Source organism: Pseudoselenomonas caprae, assembly GCF_008271345.1.
Classification (GTDB): Bacteria; Bacillota; Negativicutes; order Selenomonadales; family Selenomonadaceae; genus Selenomonas_A; species Selenomonas_A caprae.
In genome coordinates, this window is sequence record NZ_VTOZ01000004.1 from 1 (window position 1) to 12,419 (window position 12,419).

General features: G+C 55.5%; 8 protein-coding genes. 6 read left to right on the plus strand and 2 right to left on the minus strand.

Translation table 11 applies throughout. The features are described from left to right. Positions 1 to 55: 55 nt before the first annotated feature. The gene (nadE, locus tag FZ041_RS02545; protein WP_149188404.1) at positions 56 to 1,945 is read right to left on the minus strand and encodes an NAD(+) synthase; all 1,890 of its coding nucleotides are present in this window, start codon (positions 1,943 to 1,945) and stop codon (positions 56 to 58) included. 216 nt (positions 1,946 to 2,161) lie between these two features. On the opposite strand from nadE, the gene thrC reads away from it, so the two are divergent. The 3 genes from thrC (at position 2,162) to FZ041_RS02560 (ending at position 7,257) form a co-directional block, all read left to right on the plus strand. Next, positions 2,162 to 3,673: a threonine synthase gene (gene thrC, locus FZ041_RS02550; protein ID WP_149188405.1), complete on the plus strand. Its 1,512-nt coding sequence runs from the start codon at positions 2,162 to 2,164 to the stop codon at positions 3,671 to 3,673. 234 nt (positions 3,674 to 3,907) lie between these two features. After that, a complete protein-coding gene (gene pckA / locus FZ041_RS02555; RefSeq protein WP_075427947.1) occupies positions 3,908 to 5,524 on the plus strand; it encodes a phosphoenolpyruvate carboxykinase (ATP) in 1,617 nt (538 codons plus the stop codon). Positions 5,525 to 5,652: 128 nt separating this feature from the next. Next, on the plus strand, positions 5,653 to 7,257 hold the full coding sequence (locus FZ041_RS02560; protein ID WP_255449205.1) for a DUF4127 family protein: 1,605 nt from the start codon (positions 5,653 to 5,655) through the stop codon (positions 7,255 to 7,257). Positions 7,258 to 7,302: 45 nt separating this feature from the next. On the opposite strand, the gene FZ041_RS02565 is transcribed toward FZ041_RS02560, so the two are convergent. Further along, positions 7,303 to 8,166, minus strand: coding sequence for a Cof-type HAD-IIB family hydrolase (locus FZ041_RS02565; RefSeq protein ID WP_187626283.1), 864 nt, complete (start codon positions 8,164 to 8,166; stop codon positions 7,303 to 7,305). A gap of 136 nt (positions 8,167 to 8,302) precedes the next feature. On the opposite strand from FZ041_RS02565, the gene recG reads away from it, so the two are divergent. The 3 genes from recG (at position 8,303) to FZ041_RS02580 (ending at position 12,349) form a co-directional block, all read left to right on the plus strand. Continuing rightward, positions 8,303 to 10,369 (plus strand): ATP-dependent DNA helicase RecG, encoded by a 2,067-nt coding sequence (recG, locus tag FZ041_RS02570; RefSeq protein WP_149188408.1) that lies wholly within the window; start codon positions 8,303 to 8,305, stop codon positions 10,367 to 10,369. A 103-nt stretch (positions 10,370 to 10,472) separates the two neighbouring features. Further along, positions 10,473 to 11,267: a 4-hydroxy-tetrahydrodipicolinate reductase gene (gene dapB, locus FZ041_RS02575; RefSeq protein WP_149188409.1), complete on the plus strand. Its 795-nt coding sequence runs from the start codon at positions 10,473 to 10,475 to the stop codon at positions 11,265 to 11,267. A gap of 47 nt (positions 11,268 to 11,314) precedes the next feature. Next, positions 11,315 to 12,349: an aspartate-semialdehyde dehydrogenase gene (locus tag FZ041_RS02580; protein ID WP_149188410.1), complete on the plus strand. Its 1,035-nt coding sequence runs from the start codon at positions 11,315 to 11,317 to the stop codon at positions 12,347 to 12,349. Positions 12,350 to 12,419 lie beyond the last annotated feature (70 nt).

The following is a 12,419-nucleotide window of genomic DNA, read 5'->3' on the forward strand; positions in this document are numbered from 1 at the left end:
GTCCACTTGACGGGGAGCACACCAGCCCGTGGCTTTTTCGGTTGTTGTATGTTAGTCAGCGCTCAAGCAGCTGCGCTTTGAGCTCGCGATAGCGGCGCGTGTAGTAGGGGCCGTTCTGGGCTTCGCGATGATCGAAGCCATAGGCGCGGCGGCTGACGGCCAGGATTGGCGGGGCCTGGATGCGTTTGGCGATTGCCATGCCGCAGAAGAGATTCCACCAGCGTTCCAGATCCGCGATGAAATCGGCAGCCGTAGGGAAGTACTTAGCGACAAGGCCAGGGGCGCAGCCGAGGTTCTCTTCGACGGTACCGGCCGCATACCATTCGAGGATGTCCTGGGGCGCAGCTTTTTCCCAGCGCTCGATGAATGAGCGGAACAGGTAGTCGTGGTAGGGATATTTGATGGGGTCGCCCTTGCCCTCGTCGACGTTCTGGGCACTGGAGAGCTCTGCGCTGGGCACGATGTCGATGATGCCTTGGGGCACGACTTCGCGGCCATAGACTTCTTCGTTCATATAGTAGGCCAGTGCGTAGACCTGATGTTTCCAGAGGTCAGCCAGTGCAGCGAGGAAGCCCGACTGGTCGCCGTAGAGCGTCGAGTAGCCGACGGTGGTTTCGGCTTTGTTGGCATTGCAGGTGAAGCCGCCGCCGAAGGCTGCTGCGGCACCGGCGAGCACGCGGGCGCTGCGGTCGCGCGCCTGGATGTTTTCGGTGACAAACGAAGAAACGGTGAGATTGCTGATGCTGTCGTCGGCCAGATATGTCATCGGCGTGTGCTCGAGCTGGTCAACCGTGTGGTCGACGGATTGCTGGATCGGGACGATCATATACTGGCAGCCGAGATTGTGGGCAAGCTGCTGGGAGAGTCCCTTGGTGGTCGCGGAGTTGAAGACACTCGGCATGTTGACGAGCAGCAGGTTCTCGGGGCCGATGATCTTGGCGTAGAGGGCAGCGGCGACCGCTGAGTCGATGCCGCCCGAGATGCCGATGACGACTTTTTTCATATGGATGTTTTCAAGGAAGCGTTTGACGCCGTAGTGGAGAGCGCGATAGATATGCGCGATGTCTTTTTCCGTTGACTTGTCAACTGGCTTTGACTTGTCAATCTGCCCCATATCGATAAGGGCCAGGTTTTCCTGGTATTCTGGTGCGACGGCAACGACATGGCCCTGGGCGTTGTACGCCGTACTTGACCCGTCAAAGGTGTAGATGGTCTTGCCGTTGTTCTGCAGGCCGATGGCATTGACATAGAAGAGCGGGACCCCGGCCTGCTGGGCCTGTGCCCCGAAAACGCGATTGCGCTTGTCGTTCTTGCCGAGGGTATAGGGCGAGGCCGAGATGTTGACAAAGAAGTCAGGCTTGTGGCGGCCAAGCAGCGTAAATGGTTCCAGCTCGTAGTTATCGCCCCAGCCATCTTCGCAGAGCAGGCAGCCGATGCGGTAGTGCTGGCCCTTGACTTTGACGGTCACTGGCGAGAGCAGCTGGTCTGGCGTGGTGCCGAGCTCGCGGGCGAGCTTCTGCAGGCTGAAGAAGTGACGGGTATCGTCAAACTCCCGGTAGTTGGGCATCAGGGTCTTGATGACGTATTGATACGGCATGTTGTCAGGCTGGATGAGCTTGCCGTCCTGCGCTGTGAACAGGGCGTTGTATTTGCGGACGCGGCCGTCGTTGTTCTTTTTTGACCAGTCAACTGCGATGTTGCCGAAGATGACCGTGATGCCCGCCGAGGCAGCGATGATATCCTGGCCATAGCTTTCGCAATCCTTGAGGAACGAGGACTGCTCCCAGGTGTCGCCGAGCAGGTAGCCGGGTACAGCCATCTCCGGGAAGATGACGATATCAGCGCCTTGTTCTTTGGCTTCAGCGATCATGGCAAGGATTTTGGCGGTGTTCTGGTCAGGATGGCCCGGGATGACTTCCATCTGGCCCATAGCAATTTTCAACAAGGGTAAAACACTCCTTAATAAATTACATAATATGATATAAATCATGTAATTTTAAAATATAATGTAAAAATATCGAGAAAAACGTATTTTCTCAGCCGACAATCTTATATTTTCTATAGGATTCGCCTTTCATATATGATATAATAAACCTCGAATACAGTCTAGAACCAATTTCTGGCGTATGTCAGGCGCAAAAGATGAGCAGTTTATAATAGTATGGAAAAGAAAGAGGCGGTTGATTTGAAATATAGCAGCACGAGAGGCAATGGCGTGAAACTTGACTCGGCGCAGGCCATTATCCAGGGACTCGCAGCGGATGGCGGCTTGTTCGTGCCCGATAGCATGCCGAAGGTTGATGCTGCGTTTATCGCATCGCTGGGTGAGCTAAGCTATGAAGAGCGCGCGGCCAAAGTGCTGGGACTGTTCCTTACGGATTATACGGCGGATGAAGTCAAGGGCTGTGTGGCGCGTGCCTATGGCAGCAACAAATTCGATGCAGCCATGCGTGCCCCGGTCAAGGTGTTCGATGATCTGGGGGTGCTGGAGCTTTGGCATGGCCCGACGAGTGCGTTCAAGGACATGGCCCTGCAGCTTTTGCCGCAGCTCATGAGCACGGCCCTCAAGAAGACTGGCGAGCAGGATAAGGTATTGATCCTTGTGGCGACCTCTGGCGACACGGGCAAGGCAGCGCTTGAGGGGTTCTGCGATGTTGACCAGATAAAGATCATGGTATTCTATCCCGAGGGCGGTGTCAGCCGTATCCAGCAGCTCCAGATGCTCACGCAGGAAGGGGCGAATGTCAATGTCACGGCGGTACGCGGCAATTTCGATGATGCCCAGAGCGGCGTCAAGAGCATCTTCGGCGACAAGGCCTTCAACGAGGAGCTCGGGAAGAAAGGTGTCAAACTTTCCTCGGCCAACTCCATCAATTGGGGCCGTCTTGTGCCGCAGATCGTCTACTATTTCAGTGCCTACGCAGATCTTGTCAAGGCAGGCAAGATCGAGGCGGGGGATGAAATCAACTTCACGGTGCCGACAGGCAACTTCGGCGATATCCTGGCAGGCTTCTATGCCAAGTGCATGGGGCTGCCGGTCCATAAGCTGATTTGTGCCTCGAATGCGAACAACGTCCTGACAGATTTCCTGCGCACCGGTGTCTATGACCGCAACCGCGATTTCTACAAGACGATTACGCCGTCGATGGATATCCTGATTTCGAGTAACCTCGAGCGTCTGCTCTATCATATGACTGGCGATACGGCCAGGGTTGCCGGCTGGATGCAGGAGCTCTCGGCAACGGGCCGCTATGATATCGGCGCAGAGCTGCTGCAGAAGATCCAGCAGACCTTCTGGGCTGACTGGACAAGTGATGCAGATACCAAGGAACTCATTGGCCGCGTCTATAAGGACAAACATTATGTGCCGGATACGCATACGGCCGTGGCTTGGAAGGTAGCGGAAAACTATCAGCAGGCGACGGGGGATGACCGCTATATGGTCATCGCTTCGACCGCAAGCCCCTATAAATTCAATGGCAGTGTGCTCGAGGCACTGGGCGTGGATACTGCTGGCCTTGATGAGTTTGCGATGCTGGATAGGCTCCAGGAACTCAACGATGATCCGACGCCGCAGGGACTTGCCTCGCTGCGCACTAAGGCGCAGCGCCATGATGGTGTCTGTGCATGCGAGGGCATGCGCCAGGCAGTGCTGGCCTTCGCTGAGGCATGATAAGAGAATAGCAATGCGAAAAACGCAGTAGGAACAATATGAATCCGTACTGCGTTTTTCATTTGTTTTATTTTGTTGACAAACAATTTCGATAAATGCCATTTTTAAAATTTTACCATGCAAATAGTTGACATTTATGGAAAAATAAGCTAATATAATATTCGTGGTAAGGAAAGTGAAGTGTGAAAACCTTATCAACAGTTAATACATTTTATGAAAGAGGTTGAATGTAAAATGGCAAACATCGATCTTACTCAGTATGGAATCACGGGCACGACGGAAATTCTTCACAACCCTTCGTATAAGACGTTGTTCGAGGAAGAGACCAAAGAAGGTCTGACTGGTTTTGAAATCGGCCAGATTTCGGAGCTCGGAGCTGTAAACGTCAAGACGGGTATCTTCACGGGCCGTTCCCCAAAAGATAAATTCATCGTCGATGATGAGACCTCCCATGACACCGTTTGGTGGGATTCTGAGGCTTATCATAACGATAACCACCGTGCGACGAAAGAAGCTTGGGAAGCTTGCAAGGAGATTGCCAAGAAAGAGCTCTCCAACAAGAAACTCTACGTTGTCGATGCGTTCTGCGGTGCCAACAAAGACACGCGCATGGCTGTTCGCTTCATCGTTGAGGTTGCTTGGCAGGCTCACTTCGTTACGAACATGTTCGTAAAACCGACGGAAGAGGAGCTGGCAAACTTCAAGCCGGACTTCACGGTTTACAACGCTTCCAAGGCAAAAGTCGAGAACTTCAAGGAGCTTGGCCTCCATTCCGATACGGCTGTTGTCTTCAATCTGACGAGCCGCGAGCAGGTCATCATCAACACCTGGTATGGCGGTGAGATGAAGAAGGGCATGTTCTCCATGATGAACTACTTCCTGCCGCTCAAGGGCATTGCTGCTATGCATTGCTCGGCAAACACGGATAAGGAAGGCAAGAACACGGCTATCTTCTTCGGCCTCTCGGGCACGGGCAAGACGACGCTCTCCACGGACCCGAAACGCCTGCTGATCGGTGACGATGAGCACGGCTGGGACGATGAGGGTATCTTCAACTTCGAGGGTGGCTGCTATGCAAAGGTCATCAACCTCGATATGGAGTCGGAGCCGGACATCTATGGCGCAATCAAGCGCAATGCACTGCTTGAGAACGTTGTCCTTGACGAAAAAGGCAAGATTGACTTTGCGGATAAGAGCATCACGGAGAACACGCGTGTATCGTATCCTATCGACCATATCAAAGGAACGGTCAAAGGCTTTGTCAACGATCGCAGCGCTGCACCGGCTGCCAAGAGCGTCATCTTCCTTTCGGCTGATGCCTTTGGTGTCCTGCCGCCGGTTTCCATCCTGACGCCGGAGCAGATGCAGTATTACTTCCTGTCCGGTTTCACGGCAAAACTTGCTGGTACGGAGCGCGGCATCACGGAGCCGACCCCGACGTTCTCGGCTTGCTTCGGCCAGGCATTCCTCGAACTCCATCCGACGAAGTATGCACAGGAGCTCGTAAAACGCGTCAAAGCCAATGGCACGAAGGCATATCTCGTCAACACGGGCTGGAATGGCACGGGCAAGCGCATCTCCATCAAGGATACGCGTGGTATCATTGATGCCATCCATAGCGGTGCTATCGCCAATGCGCCGACGAAGAAGATTCCGTTCTTCGGTCTTGAGGTTCCGACGGAGCTTGAGGGCGTAGATACGAATATCCTCGATCCGAAAAACACGTATGCTGATCCGGCTGAGTGGGAAAAGAAAGCCAAAGAACTGGCATCGATGTTCATCAAGAACTTCGATAAATACACGACGAACGAAGCAGGCAAGGCTCTTGTCGCTGCAGGCCCGCAGCTCTGATTCATTCGCTGACACGGATATATCTTCACCTATGGGAGGAACCTCTGAGCGAGGTTCCTCTTTTTTAGGTATTTTTAAAATTCTTGCTGTATAATAAGAATAGTATGGATAGAAAAGGGAGTGATTCGATGAAAATCAAGGCTATGATGCTGAGCGGACTGCTCATCACGGCGCTGCAGGCTTGTTCACTGAGCGGCGCTGCGGCTGCTGGCAAGGGGCGGCTCGTTTTCATCCCCCACGACAACCGGCCGATTTCCTGTGAGGATACGGCTGATGTCGCACGGGCTGCGGGCTATGAGGTTGTCATACCGCCTCAGGAGCTCTTGAGCGGTGGCGTGGATAAGCCAGGCGATCCGGATAAGCTTTGGCAGTGGGCGAAGGAGAATGTCCGCGGCGCTGATGCCGCCATGTTCTCCTCAGACTCGATGGTCTATGGCGGCCTGGTGCCGTCGCGGAAGCATGAGCTTGAGGAACAGACGCTGGCCGCGCGTGTGCAGGAATTTGCCCAGCTGCGGCAGGAGAATCCGCGTCTCAAGCTCTATGTGTTTGATTCCATCATGCGCACGCCGAAGAGCGGCATGTATTCGGGCAATGCGGAGCCAGCATATTATCAGCCGTATGGTGCGGATATCTTCCAGTACTCGGCTCTGGCTGATAAGAAGTCGCTGCAGGGGCTCACTGCAGCAGAGGAGCAGGCCATGGCGCAGCATGAGCAGGCCGTGCCACAGGAAGTCTGGCAGGATTGGCGCGCGCGCCGTGCCAAGAACGTCAAGGTCAGCGAGCAGCTGGTCGATCTGACACGTCAAGGTGTCATCGATTATCTGGTAGTCGGCAAGGATGACAACGCGCCGTATTCGCAGACCCACCACGAAGGCCTTCTGATGGAGGATTATGGTAAAGGGCTGCCAGATACGCGCTATCAGGTGCTGGCTGGTATCGATGAGTTTGGCGCGCTGTTGCTCAGCCGCGCAGTCAATGATGCGGAGAAGGAGATCCCGTTCATCTATGTCCAGTACAACAAGGGCAAAGGTGCGGATACGGTGCCGGGGTATTCGGACACGCGCATCGATGCTACCATCCGCGCTTCGGTGCGCACAGCTGGCGGTCTGGTCGTGAATACGCCGGAGCGCGCAGATTTCGTGCTGCTGGTCAATACGAATGAGGATGGACGTACCGGTGAGGCGAACCTTGTGACGGCGGCCAAGGGGAATCTGGCCAACAATGGTGTGAATCGCGGCACCACGAAGTATTTCACGCAGCAGGTCAACGATTATGTAGCTGCGGGCAAGGCTGTGGGCATTGCAGACATTGCCTTTGCCAATGGTGCCGATAACGCGCTGCTCAAATCCCTGCAGGCTGGCGGCCTCCTCTATAAGATCCGTGCCTATGCGGGCTGGAATACGCCGACGAACAGCACGGGCTTTGTCATCGCGACGGGGCTCCTTTCGGGCCGGATGCCGGATGATGCCTGTGACAACCTGCTGACCAAACGCTATCTGGATGATTGGGGCTATCAGGCCAACGTCCGCACAAAGATGGCGGCCAGCATCGCCGGCTTCCGCCGCTGGGATGTATACAGCAATATGGGAAGCTATGAGACGGGCATCGTGAACCGCATCAATACGCTGATGCGCGAGTTTGCGGTCACGAACCTGCCTCCCTATGCTGCTTTGGAAAACCTTCGGGTCACGCTGCCGTGGCATCGCATGTTTGAGGCTAAGTTCAACTACTGAGCAAAAAAAGCTCACCACCGCATTGTGCGTGGTGAGCTTTTTGTTTCATAGATATTGCTTTATGGCCTGGGCAACACCGTGGTGCAGGTTGTCGGCCGTGATGTGCGCAGCTTTTTCTTTCAGCGCAGGTACGCTGTTTTCCATGGCAGTGGCATGGGTGGGGAAGGCCTCGAACATCGAAAGGTCATTGGTGCCGTCGCCGAGCACGAGGACTTCGTCTTCGCGGATGCCGAGCCGTTGGGTCAGTACGCGTAGCGTATTGCCCTTGGTGGCCTTGGCGTCGTTGATTTCGATGTTGGTGCGGAAGCTGGCTGAAAGTGCCAGTCCCGGGACTTCCTGCCTGAGCTTGTCGCTGAGTGCTGCGAGCAGCTCAGGCTTCTGGCTGAAGGTGATGAACTTGGCGATGTGGATATCGCTCTGCCAGAAGGCTTCGAGGTCGTGGATGTATTGCAGCTTGCGGAAGTGGGGATTGCGAAGTGCCCAGTAGAAGTTCTTGAAGAAAGTCGTGCCGGGGCGCACTTCGCGCATGCGGTCGAGCAGGCCGCGATAGGTCCGCAGGCGGGAGTTGGCACTGTAATGGCCTTGGTCGGTGTAGATTTCCAGGTTGAAGCGGTGGAAGCTTTCGATGGTCTCGTAGATCTTGCGGCTGCGCGTATGATCGATGTAGGCGGCATGCAGCAGCTGATGCTGCTCATCATGGAGCTCGGCACCATTCATGGTAAGATAGCAGGGATGCAGGTCGTAGCTTTCGATGAAGGCACGGACGTCAGCCATGATGCGGCCCGTGGCGATGACAAAGCGGACGCCGGCGGCCTGCGCCTGACGGATGGCGGCAATGTTTTCAGACGATATCCGATGGTTGCCGTCGAGCAGCGTGCCATCCATATCGGTTGCAATTAGTTTGATCAATCGAATCCCTCCTGACTTGTCTATTATAAATAGTAGCAGCAGGGATGGCAAGGTATCCGGCAGGTTTTGCCATTGAAGGGCTGGGCGTAATTTGCTAAAATGATAGGGAACAAACGAATGTTTTAGGTGATGGCGAGTGAAGTTACGAGATTCAATCCAATATGTCAAGGGCGTTGGCCCGAAGAAAAAGGCAGAGCTCAACCGCATGGGCATCCGCACGGTCTATGATCTTTTGACCTGGTTCCCGCGTACCTATGAGGATCAGAGCGTGCTGACCAGGATCGCGGAGCTGAAGCCGGGAGAGCGGGCGACGGTTTCCGGCGTTATCATGAACGTGAGTGAGCGCCAGGCGGGGCGGCGCGGCATGACGATCCTCACGGCACTCATCGGCGATGGCAGCGCTTTCCTGCAGGTGACCTGGTTCAACCAGAAATATCTGAAGAAACAGCTGCAGACGGGAAGGCGTGTGTTTGTGACCGGCAAGGCCGAATATGCTTATGGCGGCCGCGGCCAGTTCGCCATGAGCCAGCTCAGCGGCTTCCAGATCCTGGACGACGAGGATACGCCGGAGGAAATGTGCGGCATCCTGCCAGTCTATCCGGCAACGGAACGGCTCAATCAGAAATTCTTCCGCAAGACCATGGCCGGGCTCCTGCAGGAGGAGCTTGAGCTGCCTGAGGTCATACCTGCGGACATCCGCACGCGCTACCAGCTGCAGGGACGCCGTGAGGCCCTGCAGAAAATCCATTTCCCCGCGGATTTTGCCGAGCTCAAGGCGGCCCGCAATCGGCTGGCTTTTGAGGAGCTATATCTGATCCAATGCGGCCTGCTGATCCTCAAACGGCAGTCGCGGGAAAAGAAAAAGGGAATCCGCCATCTGCTTTCGAGTGAGCTCGTGCATCGTCTCGAAGCGGGCCTGCCGTTCCAGCTGACCAATGACCAGTCGAAAGTCTGGCGGGAAATCTGCCGGGACATGGAAAGCCCGGTGCCGATGCGGCGCCTGGTGCAGGGCGATGTAGGCTCGGGCAAGACGGTCATTGCCATGCTGGCGCTGGTGAAGACGGTGGAAAATGGCTATCAGGGGGCGCTCATGGCGCCGACAGAGATCCTGGCCAGCCAGCATCACGAAGGCTTCAAGGCGCAGCTTGAGCCGCTCGGTGTCCGCGTTGGCTTTTTGTCGGGAAGGCTGACCAAGAAAAAGCGCGAGGAGATGTATGCAGCCATTGCTGCCCATGAGGTGGATATCGTCATTGGTACCCATGCGCTGATCCAGGAAGGCGTGCGTTTTGCCAAGCTGGGGCTTGTCGTTACCGATGAGCAGCATCGCTTCGGCATTGCCCAGCGTGCCGAGCTCGAGAAGAAGGGCGAGCTCATGCCGGATGTCCTCGTCATGACCGCGACGCCGATTCCGCGCACGATGACGCTGACCGTCTATGGTGACCTCGATGTGTCGCTGATCCAGGAGCTGCCGCCCGGGCGCCAGCCAATCCGCACTTTTGTGCGGCAGCCTGACCGGCGCGAACTCATCTACCGATACGTGCTTACGCAGCTTGAGGCAGGGCGGCAGGCTTATGTCGTCTGTCCCTTGATCGAGATGAATGAGGACAGCCCGCTGCCGTCGGCAGAGGAGATCTATGACGAGCTGCGCTATGGGATTTTCCGTGATGTGCCTGTCGGTCTTGTGCATGGCAAGATGAAGGCCGCGGAAAAAGAGCAGGTCATGCAGGACTTCTATGAGGACAAGATCAAACTGCTCGTGTCGACGACAGTCATCGAGGTTGGCGTCAATGTGCCGAATGCGAGCATCATGGTCATCGAGAATGCCGAGCGCTTCGGTCTCGCGCAGCTCCACCAGCTGCGCGGCCGCATTGGCCGCGGGCCCTATCAATCCTTTTGCATCCTCGTCTCGGAGATGAAGACGGAGAACGCCAAGGAGCGGCTGCAGATCATGGCGGAGACCACCGATGGTTTCAAACTGGCTGAGGAAGATCTGCGGCTGCGGGGGCCGGGACAGTTCTTCGGTGCGATGCAGCATGGCCTGCCAGACCTCAAGATCGCCGATGTCCTGCAGGATATGGATATCCTGCTGCTGGCGCGCCGGGCGGCGCTCGAGACGATGGAGAACCAGGCCGATGTGCGTGATATCCTGCCGATCTTGGCGTTACAGTATCAGCAGCAATTTCTCAATATCACCGAAACGTGATGATTTTACCGTCTTTTTGTCGAGAACATCTTGACATAATTGGCGGACATACTATACAATAAAGTTATCTTTTGTGCGTAAAAAATTCTAGGAGGCGCATAGCTTGACTACAGTATTCGTAAATGGTGCCTGCGGGCGTATGGGACAGGCTGTCCTGAAGGCGGTGCAGGAGGATAAGGATCTTCAGCTCGTGGGAGCTTGTGACATCCATGGCGGAGCCGATACCGGCACGCTGGTGGGCCTGCCGGCCAATGGGATCCTGGTGGAGACAGACCTTGGGGCGGCGCTCACGCGGCTGAAGCCTGAGGTCATGGTGGACTTCACGCGGCCGGATGTCGTTTTCGGCAATGTCATGACGGCACTGGAGCATAAGGTCTCGCCAGTCGTCGGCACGACGGGGCTTTCGGAGGAGCAGAAGGCTGAGATCCGGCAGGCGGCAGAGAAGAGTGGCACGCCGGCGTTCATCGCCCCGAACTTTGCCATCGGGGCGGTGTTGCTGATGGTTTTGTCCAAGCAGGCCGCCAAGTATATGCCTGAGGTGGAGATCATCGAGCTGCATCATGACAATAAGCTCGATGCGCCGTCGGGTACGGCCATCCAGACGGCAGCCATGATTGCCGAAGTCCGTGAGGCGCATAAGCAGGGGCATCCGGAGGAAAAGGAAAAACTAGCCGGTGCTCGTGGTGCTGATTACGAGGGCATGCATATTCACAGCGTCCGTTTGCCGGGCTATGTGGCCCATCAGGAAGTCATCTTTGGCGGCTTGGGCCAGACCTTGACAATCCGTCACGATTCCATGAATCGCGAGTCCTTCATGCCAGGTGTCTGCCTGGCGGCCAAGAAGGTGCGTTCCCTTACGGGCCTTACGATCGGTCTTGATCAGCTGTTGGAGTTCTAATTAGACAGAGTAGCATTTGCTATCAATCATCGAAAGGATGTATCTATATGAAAAAGTACAATGTAGCAATCCTCGGTGCCACGGGTGCCGTTGGGCAGGAGTTCCTCAATCTCATCGAGGAGCGCAACTTCCCGTTCGCCAACCTCAAGATGCTCGCTTCCAAGCGCAGTGCTGGCAAGAAGCTCCAGTTCATGGGCAAGGAATACACGGTGGAAGAGGCAACGGAAGATTCGTTCAAGGATGTTCAGATTGCTCTGTTTGCTGGCGGCGGTGCCAGCAAGGTCTTTGCTCCGGCTGCTGTCAAGGCCGGTGCGGTAGTCATCGATAACTCCAGTACTTTCCGTATGGATCCGGAAGTCCCGCTGGTCGTACCGGAGGTCAATCCTGAGGCCATCAGCAAGCATAAAGGCATCATCGCCAACCCGAACTGCTCGACGATCATCATGCTCATGGCGCTCAAACCGCTCTATGATATCTCGAAAATCAAGCGTGTAGTCGTATCGACGTATCAGGCTGTTTCGGGCGGCGGCAAGGAGGCTATGGCTGAGCTTGAGCAGCAGGTCGATGATATCGTGAACGGCCGCGAGGTAACGGCGAACATCCTGCCGGGTGCCGCGCTCAACAAGCATTATCAGATTGCCTTCAACCTGATCCCTCAGATTGACGTCTTCCAGGACAACCTCTACACGAAAGAGGAAATGAAGATGGTCAACGAGACGAAGAAGATCTTCGACGATCCGGATATTCGCGTGACGGCAACGACGGTCCGCGTACCGGTCTATCGCAGCCATGCGGAATCGGTCAACATCGAGTTCGAGGATGAGGTCAGCGTCGAGGCAGCGCGCAAGGCTATCGATGCCTTCCCGGGTGCAGTCGTCAAAGACAACACCGATGAGCAGGAATACCCGATGCCGCTCTTCACGTCGGGCAAGGATGATGTAGAAGTCGGTCGTATCCGCAAGGACTACTCCTGCGAGAACGCACTGAATCTCTGGTGCTGCGGGGATCAGATTCGCAAGGGTGCAGCCCTCAATGCGCTGCAGATTGCCGAGTACATGATCCAGCACGACATGATCAAATAATCACCAAGCCGTTATTCACCGTCTGGCACAGATTGTGCTGGACGGTATTTTTCTGCAGAGACGGGCGTCT